Origin of the sequence: Colwellia sp. BRX9-1 (assembly GCF_014077195.1) — a bacterium.
Lineage (GTDB): Bacteria > Pseudomonadota > Gammaproteobacteria > Enterobacterales > Alteromonadaceae > Colwellia_A.
Genome location: NZ_JACGVM010000007.1, coordinates 35,937 through 52,780, shown reverse-complemented (window position 1 = coordinate 52,780; position 16,844 = coordinate 35,937). Strand labels below are relative to the sequence as shown.

The 16,844-nt window shown below is 36.7% G+C and carries 11 protein-coding genes; 8 read left to right on the top strand and 3 right to left on the bottom strand.

Annotation, left to right across the window (positions count from 1 at the left end; all coding sequences use genetic code 11):
• The first annotated feature begins 236 nt into the window (after positions 1-236).
• Together H4J76_RS08725 and H4J76_RS08720 are read left to right on the top strand one after the other, a co-directional pair.
• Positions 237-4,853, top strand: a complete 4,617-nt coding sequence (locus H4J76_RS08725; protein WP_182230450.1) for an EAL domain-containing protein — start codon at positions 237-239, stop codon at positions 4,851-4,853.
• A gap of 177 nt (positions 4,854-5,030) precedes the next feature.
• Positions 5,031-5,318 (top strand): hypothetical protein, encoded by a 288-nt coding sequence (locus H4J76_RS08720; protein WP_182230449.1) that lies wholly within the window; start codon positions 5,031-5,033, stop codon positions 5,316-5,318.
• 227 nt (positions 5,319-5,545) lie between these two features.
• On the opposite strand, the gene H4J76_RS08715 is transcribed toward H4J76_RS08720, so the two are convergent.
• The 3 genes from H4J76_RS08715 to fadI form a co-directional block, all read right to left on the bottom strand.
• The gene (locus tag H4J76_RS08715; protein ID WP_182215051.1) at positions 5,546-5,746 is read right to left on the bottom strand and encodes a hypothetical protein; all 201 of its coding nucleotides are present in this window, start codon (positions 5,744-5,746) and stop codon (positions 5,546-5,548) included.
• Between the two features lie 173 nt (positions 5,747-5,919).
• The gene (gene fadJ / locus H4J76_RS08710) at positions 5,920-8,061 is read right to left on the bottom strand and encodes a fatty acid oxidation complex subunit alpha FadJ (RefSeq protein WP_182230484.1); all 2,142 of its coding nucleotides are present in this window, start codon (positions 8,059-8,061) and stop codon (positions 5,920-5,922) included.
• A 59-nt stretch (positions 8,062-8,120) separates the two neighbouring features.
• On the bottom strand, positions 8,121-9,428 hold the full coding sequence (gene fadI / locus H4J76_RS08705) for an acetyl-CoA C-acyltransferase FadI (protein WP_070376076.1): 1,308 nt from the start codon (positions 9,426-9,428) through the stop codon (positions 8,121-8,123).
• Between the two features lie 246 nt (positions 9,429-9,674).
• On the opposite strand from fadI, the gene H4J76_RS08700 reads away from it, so the two are divergent.
• From H4J76_RS08700 to H4J76_RS08675, 6 genes are read left to right on the top strand one after another with little or no spacing between them, the layout of a single operon-like run.
• The gene (locus H4J76_RS08700; protein ID WP_070376075.1) at positions 9,675-10,640 is read left to right on the top strand and encodes a MoxR family ATPase; all 966 of its coding nucleotides are present in this window, start codon (positions 9,675-9,677) and stop codon (positions 10,638-10,640) included.
• 59 nt (positions 10,641-10,699) lie between these two features.
• Positions 10,700-11,728: a DUF58 domain-containing protein gene (locus H4J76_RS08695; protein ID WP_182230448.1), complete on the top strand. Its 1,029-nt coding sequence runs from the start codon at positions 10,700-10,702 to the stop codon at positions 11,726-11,728.
• On the top strand, positions 11,716-12,225 hold the full coding sequence (locus tag H4J76_RS08690) for a DUF4381 domain-containing protein (protein ID WP_182222075.1): 510 nt from the start codon (positions 11,716-11,718) through the stop codon (positions 12,223-12,225). The genes H4J76_RS08695 and H4J76_RS08690 overlap by 13 nt, the downstream gene beginning before the upstream one ends.
• Positions 12,222-13,220 carry a VWA domain-containing protein gene (locus H4J76_RS08685; protein WP_182230447.1) on the top strand — a complete coding sequence of 333 codons (999 nt, stop codon included), beginning with the start codon at positions 12,222-12,224 and terminating at the stop codon, positions 13,218-13,220. The genes H4J76_RS08690 and H4J76_RS08685 overlap by 4 nt, the downstream gene beginning before the upstream one ends.
• A gap of 1 nt (position 13,221) precedes the next feature.
• The gene (locus H4J76_RS08680; protein WP_182230446.1) at positions 13,222-15,135 is read left to right on the top strand and encodes a VWA domain-containing protein; all 1,914 of its coding nucleotides are present in this window, start codon (positions 13,222-13,224) and stop codon (positions 15,133-15,135) included.
• Positions 15,136-15,140: 5 nt separating this feature from the next.
• On the top strand, positions 15,141-16,817 hold the full coding sequence (locus tag H4J76_RS08675) for a BatD family protein (protein ID WP_182230445.1): 1,677 nt from the start codon (positions 15,141-15,143) through the stop codon (positions 16,815-16,817).
• The last annotated feature ends 27 nt before the right edge of the window (positions 16,818-16,844 follow it).

The following is a 16,844-nucleotide window of genomic DNA, read 5'->3' as shown; positions in this document are numbered from 1 at the left end:
TAATGATATTAACTTATCTGAGTATCTAATTCATATAAGGGTAAATAAGTTGACTTAGCTCTAGCCATGATTTTTAATGTGGCTTGATGCAATATAAATAACAAAAATAATAAAATTGCTGGCTTAATTTATACCGTTCAAACGGTCAAATAATTCATTATAAATATTTTTCTTCTATTTTATATTATGAGTGGTGTAAATAAGCCTAATTGAAGCTTCTATCCAAGGTTGTATTTGTGCTTAATTTTTTTCCAAAGACTTATCCGGTAAAATTACAAAACTTTTGCCAAGCTTTCTGTTTATTGATTTTGACAATGGCATTTACCATTAATGTCGCAACTGCTGATGAAACAACTACTGAAAGTCTTATTTCGGCAAATACTTCCTTATCAAACCAAGCAGCCTTAAAGTTTAAACGTTTACTATCTGCAGACGGGTTAAGTCAAAATAACGTTTTTGATATTACCCAGGACCATGATGGTTTTATTTGGATAGCGACCGAAGTTGGTCTCAATAGATATGATGGAAGTAACTTCGTCCATTATAAAAACAACCCGGCAGATAAAAGTTCAATTGCGAATAATTTTATTCGTAAAGTTTTTGTTGATAATCAAGGTACTCTTTGGGTTGGTACTAAAAAAGGCTTAGGTAAATTTAATGCAGAGCTAGATAACTTCGAAAACTATTATCATCAATTAGGAAATAGTGATTCCTTAAAAGATAATATGATTTGGGATATCTATCAAGACAAAACAGATAATATTTGGGTATCAACCACCAGTGGCATCCAAAAATATAATCCCGCTAATAATAATTTCACACGCATTAAAATACATGGCCTTGAAAATGAAATAAAACAAATATATACCATATTTCAAGATTCTAATAATAATTTTTGGTTTGGTAGCTACGATAAAGGCATTTATGTAACCAACAAAGATCTTAATTATTCATCATCACTGCAGGAAAAAAATAATAAATGGAAGATCACAATTCCTGCTAAATCACTATTCGATATAAAAGAAATTAATGGTGAATATTGGTTAGCTACAGAATTAGGTATTTATGTATTAGATCAAAATTATAACCTGAATAATCAGTACAACCAGGGTCATCTAACAAATAAGCTTATTTCTAATACTATACGCAGTATAACTCAAGCCGATGAATCGACCATATGGGTTGGAACAACAGATGGTTTAAATATTATAAATTTAAAAACTAATTTAATTGATGCATATACTAGTGATTCAAAGATAAAAAGTTTATCAGAAGATTGGATAAACTCGATATATAGCGATAAATTTGGCAACATATGGTTAGGCACTTATGGAAAAGGGCTCAATTTATTCTTAAAAGACAGCTTGAAGTTTTCTCATTATTTATCAGGCACATACAGCTCACCCATAGGTTCATTTTCCGAAACAACAGATGGTAAAATTTGGTTGTCTTCTGAGGAGTTAGGACTGAATTACATAAATAATTATGGAGAAGTCATAACAAAAGACATCCTTAAAAATGAAAATATCTATCAACTCATTGCTGATAACAACAACAACTTATGGTTAACTACTCTATCAAATAAATTATTTGTTTTTTATCAAGATACAAATACGCTAACTGAAATAAAACCCTGGCAAAAAGAATCTTTATACGACTCAAACTATACACTTAATTTACTCAATAATAGTATTTGGTTTGTCGATACAAATGGACAATTAGTAAATTATCAATTAGATAATCAAAATTTTAATCGCTTTATTATAAAAGATAATAACCTTAATAAAATAAAATCAATACATATTGATAGTAATAATACTTTATGGACCTTTTCATCGAATAATCAATTGATCAGTTTAAAAATAACATCTAGTGGCATTGTTGAAAACAGCATTACTTATCATGATTTATTAAATATTGATTACTTAGCTATGGTTGATGTTATGAACATAAAATCATACAACGCATGGGTTTGGCTGACTTCCGAGCAAGGATTGTTACTTTACAATAAAGAAACAAAAGAGACAGAATACTTCAATGAAAGTTCTGGTCTTTTAAATAATTCCATAGCTTCAATTGAAATTGATGAAAAAGAAAATGCTTGGTTATCTAGCGATGGAGCCATCAGTGTGATATCCCCTGAAACAAAAAAAATAAATAACTTTAGCCAGGATTTACATTTATCTGATAACGAATTTGTTTTTAATTCCTCATTAAAGGCTGGAGATGACAAAGTTTATTTTGGCGGTATTAATGGTTTCCACCAAATATCACCATCAAAAATAATGAATATAGAGCAACAAATAAATCCTCCAGTATTTATAGATTTACTCATTGCTAATAAAAAAATAAATGTAAAAAAATCAGCTCAAAAAAGTAACAAAAATAAAGAGTTTACACTTAATAGTGACATTAATCATTTAGAAGTGCTGACCCTCAAGCATGAACAATCTCCTTTTAGCATTGAATTTACATCCCCAAATTCAAAACTTCCTAATCAACTTTCCTACCGGTATCGCTTAATAGGGCTAGAAAAAGAATGGATACACACAGGTAAAAACAAGCATTTTGCTACTTACACCAACTTAAGTGCCGGTGATTATATATTTGAAGTTGAAGTGTATGATTTATTAGGTGCTGTTCCAAATAAGAAGAGCAATTTAAACATTCATATATTAGCACCTTGGTGGCTTTCTAAAACTGCAATTATAGCTTATACGCTACTCTGCTTTTTATTGATTGGCTATGTTATTCAGCAAATGCGACATAAACGCTTATTTCACTTACAGATTCAAAAAAGTGAAGAACGTTTAAAACTTTCTCTATGGGGAAGTGGCGATGAAATGTGGGATTGGAATATAATCACTGGCAAGATATATCGCTCAAATATTTGGGGTATTTTAGAGTTTCCACAAGATGGTAAGCGTAACGTCGGCTCAGACAAAACAAATATTAACGAACATGATATCGCGCGAGTTCGTGATGCAATAAACGACCATTTCGATAACGATACCGACCATTTTGAAGCGACCTATCGTGTTAAAAATAAAGATGATAAATGGATATGGGTACTTGATCGCGGAAAAATAGTCGAACGCGATGAAAAAGGCACCCCAACCCGTATGACAGGTACTTTAAAAGATATAAGCCGAATAAAAAAAGCTGACGAACGTTTAAAATTATTTGCCAAGTGTATTGAGAATATTTCTGATGCGGTTGTTATATACGATCGTGCTTTTAATATTGTTGATGTCAATAAATCTTACCAACGTATTACCCAAAAAACGCGTAAAGAAATGCTTGGTATAACCTTAGAGTTTGCCCAATATCCAAAAAGTTTCACCAAAGATGTAAAAAAGCACTTAATAACCAAAGGCAGTTGGCACGATGAAATCGAAAGTAAACGTGATAATGGCGAAGAGTATTTAACCGACCTTAATATCGATGTGATACTTGATGAGAATAAAAGTATTTCTCATTTTGTTGGTGTATTTTCTGATATAACTAAACGCAAAGAAACCGAAGCTGAACTGCGTAAATTGGCCAATAGCGATACCTTAACGGGCCTGCCTAATCGTTCATATTTTCAAGCTAATCAAACTCTGCTAGTTAATAAAAAAGCCCCTCATGCTCTACTGGTTTTTGATTTAGATAATTTTAAAAAGATTAATGACTCTATGGGACACGAAGTAGGAGACGTACTTCTATGTCAGGTCGCAAAAAGAATGCAAGCTGTTGGCAGAAAGCAAGATACGGTTTATCGCTTAGGTGGTGACGAATTTAGTATTATTATTGAAAACACCAACGATATTCATACGATCACCAGTATTGCTAAAGATGTGCTAACGACCATTGCCCAGCCGCTGAAACTGAGAAATCAAGAAGTAGTTCTTTTTAGTAGCTTAGGTATTGTACTTTATCCTGAAGATGGTATATCACCGCAAGAGCTACTGAAAAACGCAGATACAGCCATGTATCATGCTAAAAACAATGGTGGTAATAAGTATCAGTTCTTTAGTGATTCGATGAATAAGGCAGCAGTTAAGCGCTTACAAGTTGAAAGCTTAATACGCCATGGTTTAAAAGAAGATTCTTTCTCAGTCTTCTATCAACCTAAGATTGAAATTTCTACCGGTAAAGTGGCCGGTATGGAAGCCTTAGTGCGTTTCGAAACCCCTAAAAAAGGCATCATTAGCCCAATAACTTTTATCCCTATTTCGGAAGAAACAGGCCAAATAATTGACATTGGCGAAGTGGTTTTAAGAAAGTCATGTTTTGCAACTAAAAAATGGGTTGATGCCGGGCTATTTAGTGGTCGGGTAGCGGTCAATTTATCAGCGGTGCAATTTACCCAGCCTAATTTGGTTGGCATGATTGCTGACATTCTCAAAGAAAGTCAATTACCGGCTAAGTACCTTGAATTAGAAATAACGGAAGGTACTGTTATGGACTCTCCCCAAAAAGCTATTGATATTATGTTGCAAATTCGAGCTATGGGTATTCACTTATCGTTAGATGATTTTGGCACGGGCTACTCATCACTCGCTTATTTAAAGAAGTTTCCGCTTAATACCTTAAAAATAGATAAAGCTTTTGTTGATGATATTGAAGAGTCAGAGCAGGGTCGTAATATGGTTGCCACTATAGTGACTATTGCACATAACTTAGGTATGCAAGTAGTCGCTGAAGGGGTTGAAACTAATCAACAGCTAAGTTTTCTTTCTGGATTACGCTGTGAGCAACTGCAAGGTTATTTATACAGTAAACCTTTACCGGAAGGAGACTTTCAAAAGTACTTACTTTCTTATCAAATCACCACAGCATCGACCAACTTTGGGAAAACGTCATTTTAATGTCATTTAGCATTATAAAATTCTAACGAATTACTTTAGTCTCTGACAAGTTTTTGACATACGAAAATTCCTCTAAAAAACCTCCACGAAAGCCTTATTTAACAAGGCTTTTGATTTCTGGCATAATACGTGCTTTAGCATAGATGAAATTAATAATAAAAAATTAAGGAAATTTTAATGCTTAGCTCACTTATTTTATCTTTGGCAATGTCTGCTTCGCCAGCACCTGTTATAAAGTCTGATTCATTAATGATAGATGAAATTGGTCGTTTACGTGGTTCTGTAAAAGTAAATGAACAAAAGTTAGATGTAGATACAATCGGTCGCTTACGTGGCTCTATAAAAGTAAATGATCAAAAGTTAGATATAAACACAATCGGTCGTTTACGTGGATCTGTGAAAGTAAATGAACAAAAGTTAGATGTAGATACAATCGGTCGCTTACGTGGCTCTATAAAAGTCTAGGAGTCCAAGATGATCAACTTATTTAAAGCTCTATTTGTAACAACTAAAGCAAACCCTATTGCTGCTAGCATTGAAATTAAAGAAATGCCAGCCAGTAAGTGGTGGAAGTAATAATCATTGAGCCACTATTATCAATGGTTAGTTTGAAGAAAGACACTGTTTGCTACAAGGAATGTAGCTGTCTTATTTTATCTAGAGTGATAAAGAAAAATTAATTTTAAAAACTTCTAAGCTTTTAAAATTAGTGTATTAAAGCCAAACATCTTATTCATTTTCATCCGTTTCTTCATACAGAACATTGGCCAAATAAAAGGCCCAAAAACTAATCCTGCACATGCCCAGCGCTTCAAACCTAAACCACTACGTAATGCCTGGCAGTAAAAGAACATCGAACAAACAACACTGACAACCGCTAAAAATAACAACATAATATTTACCGCTAAACTGACTAAAAGAATGGCTAAAACTTTATAGGCGAAATATAACTAATTTAGAGTATTTATTCAACTTATTTTAAAGGGTAAAAAGCATAAAAAAAAGAGGCATTAAATTGCCTCTTTTTCGTTAAATTGCCACCGAGGTGGCATAACATTGCCTGTTACTAATAATATTTATTACCTGTTTCAGCCATGGTAATTAATGCCTGGCAAGGCTTGAAGCGTTCGCCTAGTTCACTACTCCACAGGTTCAACTTATTAACAATCACCTCTGCACCTAACGTATCGATATAATGGAATGGTCCACCTAAAAATGGTGGGAATCCGATACCAAAGATAGCGCCGATATCACCGTCTCTAGCATTACGAATAATACCTTCATCTAAACACCTAGCAGCCTCATTCAACATCATAAAAACACAACGCTGGACAAGTTCATCATTTGTTTTTTGATCTTTAATGATGATATTTAATAATGGATAGACAGATTCATCAACAAGTTTTTTGGTGACTTTTTTGCCGTTTTTATCTTTATAGAGGTAAAAACCTTTCTGCACTTTTTTACCTAAACGTTTATCGGCAATAAGTTTATTAAATGCTTCTGGTGCAGCAAATCGATCGCCTAATTCAGCTTGTAAAATAGGACCAATTTTAGCACCTATATCAATACCGACTTCATCTAGTAATTGTATGGGTCCAACAGGGAAGCCAAACTTAACCAGTGCTTTATCTAACTTACCAATCGATTCGCCTTCAAGTAATAATAAGGCGGCTTCATTCATGTAAGGCGCTAAGATACGATTAACATAGAAACCCGCTTTGTCTTTAACAACTATCGGCGTTTTGCCTTGTTTTTTAGCAAAAGCAACTGTCGTTGAAATAGTTTGATCAGAGGTTTTTGAATGTGCAATAATTTCGGCTAACGGCATTTTATCTACCGGAGAAAAATAATGCAGTCCAATGACATTTTCAGGGCGCAAAGCTTTTGCGGCTATTTGTCCGATAGGTAAACTTGAGGTATTACTCGCAAAAATAGTGTCTTCAGCACAAATACTTTCCATGTCATCAACCATTTTTTGCTTTAATGACAAGTCTTCAAAAACAGCTTCTATAACCATATCAACGTTTTTAAAACCGCTATAATCAACACAACCCGTAATTTTAGCCAATTGCTTTTGCATTTCACTTTTCAACATAAAGCGACGTTTAACTTTTTTGTTGAGTATGTCATAACCATATTTCATCGCATGGCTGATACCTTGCGGCGCAATATCTTTAATACGTACATCAACATTCGCTTTAGTTGCACTAACAAAAGCAATACCACCGCCCATTAAGCCGCCACCTAAAACACCAATTTGGCTAATCGGCTTAGCATTAACACCTTCGATGCCCTGCTCTTTTTTCATGTCGGTAGTAGCAAAAAAGATTTGTCTTAATTGAGCTGATTCTGGTGACATAACAAGTTCACCAAAATGATCGGCTTCAGTTTGGTAACCACTGACCGATGATTTTTCGATACCACTGCGTACACTATCAATAATTTTGAGGGGTGAAGGATAATTGCCTTTGGTTTTAGCCAATACAGATTTAGTCGCCTGATTGAAAATTATTTTACGGCCAACCGCATTACCTTCAAGTGCCTTATCTAAAACACTGATTTTGCGTTGACTCTTTTTAATCTTACTCGCTTTACCTTGTGCCGCTATCACTAAGTTTTCAGCAGCAGAAATTAAAATGCTGTTTGGCACAACATCAACAACCAAGCCCATCTTCAAGGCTTGTTTCGCGCGTAATTGTTTACCTGTTAGCATCATATCTAATGCTTTTTGAATACCAACCAATTTTGGTAAACGCTGCGTACCACCGCTCCCCGGTAATAGGCCTAACTGTACTTCAGGTAATCCCAAGGCTGTTTTGCCATTATCACTACAAATACGAGCATGACACGCCATAGCAAGTTCAAGTCCGCCACCTAGACAAGCACCATTAATAGCAGCAACAACAGGAATTGAGAGGTTTTCAATTTGATCAAAAATTATTTGCCCATTGCGAGAAAGAGCCGTTGCTTCACTCGCACTTTGACAGCTCGCCAGCATATTAATATCTGCGCCAGCAACAAAAGAATCTTTTTTGCCACTGATTAAGACAACACCTTTAATCGTATTGTCATTACGTATTTCTTTTAATACCGTATCAATTTCTTCAGAAAACTCAGCTTTCAAGGTATTCATGGATTCGCCAATCACGTCCATCACTAAATGAGCAATACCATTTTCTTGGCGAATTAATGTAAACGTACTCATATTGTTACTCTCTTGTTTAAGCGCTTCATCGTTTGCTTGAGTGTTATTAGGTACAGTCATTAGTCAGTCTCCACTATCATTGCAGCGCCTAAACCACCAGCGGCACATGCGGTAGTTAAACCGGTACCTCCACCTCGACGATTTAACTCATTAAGGGTTTGTACAATTAAACGCGTACCTGTTGCAGCAAAAGGATGACCATAAGCTAACGAACCACCCATCACGTTAAATTTAGCCATATCAATATCGCCAATCGCTTTATCTTGACCTAATTGCTCACGGGCAAATTTTGTGCTGGCAAACATTTTCATATTAGCAAGCGCTTGTGCTGCAAAAGCTTCATGCATTTCAATTAAATCTAAATCTTTTAATTCCATACCTGCACGCTTAAGTGCTAATGGCGTCGCATAACTTGGCCCCATAAGCATATCTTGCCAAACATCAATGGCAGCAAAAGCATAACTTTTGATATAACCAAGCGGTTTATAACCTAATTCTTTTGCGCGCCCTTCACGCATTAAAATAATGGCAGAGGCACCATCTGTTAATGGTGTACTTGTTGCTGCAGTCACTGTGCCGTGTTTTCTATCAAAACAAGGACGTAATTTTTTATAACTGGCAAGTTCTGAGTTCTCACGAATACAGTTATCTTTTTCAATAAAACTTTTATAAGGTTCACTGTAGGCGGTCATCACCTCACCGGCTAACTTACCTTCTTGCCAACTTTTTGTGGCTAAAGTATGCGAACGATGTGCTAATTCATCTTGAGCTTCACGAGAGATATTATGGGTTTTTGCCATCTGCTCTGCAGTCTGCCCCATCGATATACCCGTAGAGTATTCAGCAACAGCTGGTGGAACAGGCATAATATCTTTTAGGCCCAACTGACGAATAAGTGATATTTTTTGCCCCAAGCTTCTCGCTTTACTTAAATCAAGTAAGATACGTGCAAACTTTTTTGACACACCAATAGGCGCAACTGATGAAGAATCAGCACCACCAGCAATACCCACATCAACATAACCTGCCATAATAGCTTCGGTTACATTAACCGTTGATTGGAAGCTTGTTGCACAAGCCCTTGAGACACTATAGGCGTCTGTATTTACATTCATGCCAGTACCCAAAACAATTTCGCGGGCAATGTTTGGCGCTTCAGGCATTTGTACCACTTGGCCAAAAACTAATTGATCGATAATAGTAGGGTCAATATCATGCTTTTTTAGCAATTCATTAACGACAATTTTTCCTAAATCTACTGCTGGTACACCATGAAAAGCAGTGGCTTGTTTTGCAAAAGGTGTTCGCAACCCAGCCACTACAGCGATGCGTTCTCCGTTTCGAGTCGTTAAATTCATTTTTGTCATGTTTTACCCTTCTATCGTAATATCTAATTTTATCGTCTTCAAACCAAGAGGTCTGACCACTTGTTGATTGCTTTATTCTAACCTCAAATGAAATAAATACAACTCCCAGCTAAAACGTGAGCTATTCATTCGAAAATAAATTGTTAAAAATCATGTCAAATTGTAAAAAATCCTTGTTTTATGGTACCTGAACCTTATATATATACCCACAGGTTTAACAATAAAAACAAGTAAGTGGTAGTTAGCATGGCAATTGAACATTTTTCATCCCTAAAAGAATACTTATCTCAACAAATTATAGGTCAACACGCCCTTGTTGAAAATTTACTTATTGCATTGCTTGCCAATGGTCACCTAATTGTAGAAGGTCCTCCCGGCTTAGCAAAAACTCGTGCCGTAAATGCATTAGCTGAAGGTATTGAAGCTGATTTTCACCGCGTGCAATTTACCCCCGATTTATTACCTGCTGATTTAACCGGCACCGATATTTATCGCCCTGAAGATGGCACTTTTGTTTTTCAGCCGGGTCCTCTTTTTAGAAATTTAGTACTCGCTGATGAAATCAACCGCGCGCCAGCAAAAGTACAATCCGCTTTATTAGAGGCGATGGCAGAGGGACAAATTACGGTTGGACGTAATACTTATCCTCTTCCTGACTTATTCTTAGTGATGGCAACACAGAATCCTATTGAACAAGAAGGTACTTATCCTCTTCCTGAAGCACAATTAGATCGCTTCTTAATGCACATTGAAATTGATTATCCTGATGCTGTAAGTGAATTAGCTATTTTAAAGCTCAACCGCGGTGAAGCACTTCAACATGGCAAAGAAAGTAAAAAACCGGTAAAAGAAATATCGCAAAGTGATATTTTTGCTGCTCGCGACCAAGTGATGGAAATTCATATGGCACCGGCTATTGAAAATTATATTGTTGATTTAATTATGGCGACGCGTACTCCAGAAAAATATGATGATCAATTAAAAAAATGGCTCGCTTATGGCGCAAGTCCCCGAGCAACTATTGCACTTGACCGATGTTCACGTGCTAGAGCTTGGTTACATAACCGTGATTTTGTTAGCCCTGAAGATGTACAAGCCGTATTCCATAATGTATTACGTCACCGCATTTTGCTGACTTACCAGGCTGAAGCTGAAGGTATTAACAGTAATCAACTTCTTGATCACTTACTAAGCTTAGTCGCTGTTGCTTAAATAGCATTAATCGCTTTAACAACATCAAATAATGAACGATCAATCTTGTAAGTAAATTTATGTGGCTTAATCAAAAAAAAGAACAAAACCAGCAAGACGTTGCAAATCTGCTTAGTAGTGTTTTAAGTAATGGTATTGAATTATCAATCGATGAATTAATTCAATACCAAAACAAAACTAAACTCATTGATCTCGCTGCGCGTAAAAGTCAGCATGGTCAAATGTCAGGTAATTACTTATCTCGTAGTAAAGGGCGAGGTATGGAATTTGACGAAGTACGTCATTATCAAAATGGTGATGATATACGTGCCATCGACTGGCGAGTAACAGCACGAACAGGTAAAACCCATACTAAAATTTTTCGTGAAGAAGTTGAACGTCCAGTACTCGTAGTAACCGACCTCAGTAATTCAATGTTGTTTGGTAGTCAGCTTTTATTTAAATCAGTACAAGCTGCACACTTAGCGGCATTAGTGACTTGGCATGCTAAAGGCCGAGGCGATAGAGTCGGCGGTATTGTTTTTAATCAACATAAACATAGTGAATTAAAACCGCGCAGTCGCAAACAAGGCGTGCTTCATTATTTATACAGTTTAGTAGAAACTCATCAACATACGTTATCTATCGAACAGCAAAAACACGAAGAACATTCGTCTATTGAACAACAGCATAATTCTGCTAATGCTGCTTTTGAAGAGAATTGTGCACGACTAAGACAACTTGCTCGCCCTGGAAGTTTGGTTTATTTAATCACCGATGGTAATTATATTAGCCAAGAAACTATCCGCCACTTATCCCATATTAGTCGTCATTGTGAACTAGTTGTCTGTTTGATAAGTGATCCGCTTGAGCACGACTTACCTAATAGTAAACATAAAATGAACGTTACGGTGACCGACGGAAACTCGCGACAGCAATTATTGATTGGTGATGAAAAGGCGACTATAAATTATCATCAACAAGCCAATGAACGAGTTCAATTGAAAAAAGATTTATTACTTAAAGCAGGCGCCCGAGTATTGCACTTCTCATCAGGTCAAACTTTAGAGCAACAATTAACTGACGGAGTCGCCTCATGGAAGCGTTAAAACAACCGTCTGAGCAATTAGCTCAATTAAAAGATATTCACTTACCAGAGCAGGTTCATAATTACCCATTCGCTTATGGCTGGTGGATCTTACTTGCGTCTATATTAATAGCGCTTATTTTCGTTACTGTAAAATGGCAAAGACGCCGAAAATTATCTCATGCTAAAAAATTAGCATTATCAAAACTTCAAAGCACCGATAATAATGACGAAATAATCACTTTATTAAAATGGGCTGCATTTCAGTATTTTCCACGAAATGAAATTGCCTCGTTACATGGCGAACGATTAAAAGATTTTTTCAAGAACACGTTAGCAATTAAGCATCAAGAAAAATTTCTAACCTTATCTGAACAGCAATTTAGTCATAAATATCAGCTCACTAAAAATTCAGAAAATGAAACGTTGAAGGAAGCCGCTCATCTTTGGCTCAGTCAAGCGCTTCCGCCGCAGTTACTAAAGCAAAATTCGGTAACAAAACATGAGAAACAGTCATGATTAATCTACTACTACCTTGGGTATTGTTAGCGCTGCCGATACCATTATTAATGTATCTATTACCAGCAAAGAATCAAAACCAAGCGGCAGCATTAAAAATGCCAATACTAATTCAAAATACTTCTAGTGAACGTTTTTCAGCTAAAACTAAAAAGTCTCCACCTATTTTGTTTTTACTGATTTGGAGCTTAATTGTTATATCTGCCAGTCAGCCGCAATGGCTCGGCGAAGCAGTAAATGTACCCACCGAAGGGCGCGAAATGATGATAGCTGTAGATCTGTCTGGCAGTATGCAAGTTGAAGACATGCAAATAAATGGCAGCACCGTTAACCGCCTAGATATGTTAAAAGTATTATTAGGTGAGTTTATTGAACGTCGCACCGGTGATCGTTTAGGTCTTATTCTCTTTGGTGATGATGCCTATATGCAAACACCAATGACCTTTGATAGAAAAACAGTACAGCAGATGCTTGATGAAGCCGTATTAGGTTTAGTCGGTAAACAAACTGCAATTGGAGATGCTATTGCTTTGGCAGTAAAACGCTTTGATACAAAGAAACAATCAAATCGTGTGTTATTACTGTTAACCGATGGTCAAAATACGGCGGGTAAAATAACCCCAGAACAAGCATTAGAACTCGCAGTAGCAAAAAACATTACCATTTATTCAGTGGGCATTGGCGCTGATGTAATGATTCAAGATTCAATTTTTGGTAAACGTCGCATTAACCCATCTAGCGAATTAGATGAAGAGTCGTTGCAACAATTGGCTAGCAAAACGGGTGGTTATTATTTTCGTGCCCGTGACAGTAAAGATATGAGTGAAATATATCAATTACTCGATGCGCTAGAACCGATAGAGCAAGACCAACAACAAATGCGTCCCCTTACGGCATTATTTTATTGGCCATTATCTGCAGCATTATTATTATCATTTCTTTATCTAATTTGGCTGAACCTACCCACTATCACATTAAAAGGAGCGAATAGTTAAAATGGCTGACTTTCACTTTATTCGTCCTTGGTGGTTATTAGCCATCATCGCCTTAATTTTTGCGTTAAAACTCCTCAAAAAATACCGGTTGAGCCAATCCGGCTGGCAACAATTGCTTCCAAAACATTTAGCAAGCGTCTTGGTTGATAAGCAAGACAGTCAGCAGAAGTTGTCACTTACTTTACCTTTTATCATAGGTTTATTAGCAATTGTAGCTTTAGCCGGACCTACGTGGAAAAAACTGCCACAACCCGTTTATCAAATAGCACGTGGCTCGGTGTTGATCATGGACATGTCGTATTCTATGTATGCTACTGATATTGCACCCAATCGATTAACAAGATCGCGTTACAAAGCGATTGATTTACTAGAACAATTAAATGAAGGTGAAATAGGCTTAATCGCCTATGCTGGTGATGCTTTTACGATTAGCCCTCTGACAGCCGACATTAATAATATTAAATTGTTATTGCCATCTTTGTCCCCTGAATTAATGCCAGAACTTGGTAGTAACCCTTTAGCTGCGCTAACGCTCGCTCACGATATGCTGGTTAATGCTGGTCATAGCAAAGGTGATATATATTGGTTTACTGATGGTATCGATAATTATGACATTCAAGACATCACCGATTGGAGTAGAAGCAATAATCATCGATTGAATATTTTAGGCATAGGCACAACAACTGGAGCGCCAATAAAGCTTAATAATGGTGAACTGATGAAAGATACGAGTGGTTCTATTATCGTCCCTAAATTATCAATATCAGCCTTAAAAGGCGCAGCAAAAAGAGGCAGTGGTTATTATGCAACACTCGCTAACAATAATAGTGATATTGAAGCGTTACTTCGACAACCCAGTGATATTGAAGATCAACAGCAAAAAGAATCTTCAAATACGGGTGATCAATGGCAAGAAGCGGGTCCCTATCTATTATTTTTAGTCTTAGCCTTGTTATTGCCCTACTTTCGCCGAGGCCGTTTATTAGCGATATTGCCATTCATATTATTAATGTCACCCGTTGATAAAAGCTACGCGCAAAGCACAACATTACCAAGCACTACAAAACCCAATGCAGTGCTAACAAAAGAATCAGTCCCAGACAAACAGGTGACTGATGATTTTTGGAAAAATTTATGGCAAACCAAAGACCAACAAGGACAACAACAATTCAACAGTGAAGCTTTTGAGCAGGCAGCCACTAGTTTTGAAGATTCATCTTGGCAGGGGAGCTCTTATTATCGCTCAGGAAATTACGAGCAAGCATTAAAAGCATTTCAACGCCAAAACACTGCGGAAGCTCTGTATAACCAAGGTAATTCTCTAGCGCAATTAAAACGTATTGATGAAGCAATTAAAGCGTATGAACAAGCGTTACTAAAAGAGCCACAGCATCAAGATGCAAAAGCTAATAAAGCTTACCTTGAAGAGTTAAAAAAACAACAAGAGCAGCAACAAGAAAACCAAGAACAGAACAACGAAGAAAACAACGACAAAAATCAAGAGCAGCAAGAACAAAACGAGCAAGAAAATCAGGGGAAAGATCAAGAGCAGAAAAACAGTGAAGATCCAGCTCAGCCAAATGAATCTGAGCAACAAGATGATCAAAAAGAAGCGACTGACAAAGAGCAGACCGAACAAGAAAAGTCTCAACAAGAACAAAAAGATAAAGCCGAGCAGGAAAAACAAGCTAAAGAAGAGGAAGGTAAAGAAGACGACCCAAGCCAACCCGAGCAAACACCTGCTCAGCTTCGTGCCGCCGAACAATTAGCAGAAGAGACCGAACAAAAACACCAACAATTACTCAACAAAGTAACTGATGATCCTTATATGTTACTGAGAAACAAAATGCAGCTCGAATATCAAAAGCGCCGTAATAGTCGAAGTAGTCGCGCAAAAGGAAAAAAACAATGGTAAAAATAATGACCCAAACAATAATAGCCCTACTAACTATTTTGCTCAGTAATACGCTTTTTACCCCTAATGCGTTTGCGGCAACTCAAATTAGTGCAACTATTGATAAGAATCCTATCGTGGTTAATGAGTCTTTTATTTTAAAAATCACCATAGATGACGATGTCGACACCAACGCTTTAAATACCTCCGCGTTATTAAAAGACTTTGTCGTTGGTAGAACATCGGTAAGTTCTCAAACCAGTATGGTTAATTTTAAAACGACACAAACAACAACCTGGACTACTTTGCTAATAGGCAAATCAGCAGGCGATTTTATTATTCCTCCTTTCACTATAGCGGGCATAAACTCTCAAGCCATAAAAGTACAAATATTAGCTGAAAATGATCCGCTTGCTGACAAACAACAAGACATTTTTATTACCACTGAAATATCGACCAAAGAAGTCTATGTTCAACAACAATTAACCTTAACAGTAAAGCTGCACTTTGCTGCAGAATTGAAGCGTGGCAGCTTAAGCGAACCAACGTTAGAAAGCGCCAGCATTACTCAAATTGGAAAAGATAAAGAAGAAGATACTATTATTAATGGCCGTCGCTATCGAGTTATTGAAAGAACCTATGCAATAAGTCCTAAAAATAGCGGTGAATTTACGTTAAAGTCACCGCTGTTCTCTGGCGAAATCTTAGTGCCTTCAACGCGAAGAAATAACATGTTTAGCTTTTCAGAAACTAAACCTGTTAGTGTCATTGGCGATGAAATTCAACTGGTAGTTCGTCCTATCCCTGAAACATTTCAAGGCACGTGGTTACCGAGTAATTTACTGGCTATTCATCAAGACTGGCAACCTGATTTAACAACGTTCAAAGTAGGCGAGCCGATTACGCGCATCATTACCTTAACTGCAGCAGGTTTATCCGAAGAACAATTACCACTTTTAGAGATGACGGTGCCCAAAGGCCTGAAAGTCTATCCAGACCAAGCTCAATTACATACCGGCATGAGCAGTGGCCATTTGGTTAGCCAAAAAGTTAGAAATTTTGCCATTGTTGCCAGTAAGCCTGGCGAATATCAACTACCAGAGATAAGTATTCCGTGGTGGAACACCGTCACTAACCGTTATCAAATCGCTACAATTGCTGCTCAAAAAATTACAGTTTTACCTAATAGCGAGCTTAACACCGCTCCAGCTGTCATGAAAAACCAGCAAAACAAAGCACTTATTCCAACAGAAAAAATTGTTATTACTCAGGCATCCTGGCTGCAATGGCTATTTTTAACCTTATGGCTACTTACTGCTTTAGCATGGTTTATCAGTGCAAAACGCTCTAGACCATTGGCAGTAAAAACAACGAAGATTGATAATATAAATAATAATCCCTACTTATTTTTATTAGCCGCCTGTAAAAAAAATCAGGGCTTAGAAGTGCTCTCTTTAATATCGCCATGGATAAATACCTTACAAGCAAAAGCAGGTAACAAAATAACAGCAACACTTGATGATGCGTTAATCGAGATTAATGATAAGAAATTTCAGGACGAAATTGAGTTGTTACAGCAATGTTATTATGGGAAAGAGCAAAAAACTTGGCAAGGAAAGGCCTTAACAAGCTTAATTCAAGCGATTAATAAGCAAGGATTAAAAGTAAATGAAGCTAAAATTGTAACTCTGAACCCAAGATAAAAATGAAATATATTGTTAAAAGCGAAA

What these genes read in the sequence shown, in the direction of transcription:
- H4J76_RS08720 (WP_182230449.1), top strand. Translation starts at nt 5,031, where the DNA reads ATGCTTAGCTCACTTATTTTATCTTTGGCAATGTCTGCTTCGCCAGCA.
- H4J76_RS08715 (WP_182215051.1), bottom strand. Translation starts at nt 5,746, where the DNA reads ATGTTGTTATTTTTAGCGGTTGTCAGTGTTGTTTGTTCGATGTTCTTT.
- fadJ (WP_182230484.1), bottom strand. Translation starts at nt 8,061, where the DNA reads ATGAGTACGTTTACATTAATTCGCCAAGAAAATGGTATTGCTCATTTA.
- fadI (WP_070376076.1), bottom strand. Translation starts at nt 9,428, where the DNA reads ATGACAAAAATGAATTTAACGACTCGAAACGGAGAACGCATCGCTGTA.
- H4J76_RS08700 (WP_070376075.1), top strand. Translation starts at nt 9,675, where the DNA reads ATGGCAATTGAACATTTTTCATCCCTAAAAGAATACTTATCTCAACAA.
- H4J76_RS08695 (WP_182230448.1), top strand. Translation starts at nt 10,700, where the DNA reads ATGTGGCTTAATCAAAAAAAAGAACAAAACCAGCAAGACGTTGCAAAT.
- H4J76_RS08690 (WP_182222075.1), top strand. Translation starts at nt 11,716, where the DNA reads ATGGAAGCGTTAAAACAACCGTCTGAGCAATTAGCTCAATTAAAAGAT.
- H4J76_RS08685 (WP_182230447.1), top strand. Translation starts at nt 12,222, where the DNA reads ATGATTAATCTACTACTACCTTGGGTATTGTTAGCGCTGCCGATACCA.
- H4J76_RS08680 (WP_182230446.1), top strand. Translation starts at nt 13,222, where the DNA reads ATGGCTGACTTTCACTTTATTCGTCCTTGGTGGTTATTAGCCATCATC.
- H4J76_RS08675 (WP_182230445.1), top strand. Translation starts at nt 15,141, where the DNA reads ATGACCCAAACAATAATAGCCCTACTAACTATTTTGCTCAGTAATACG.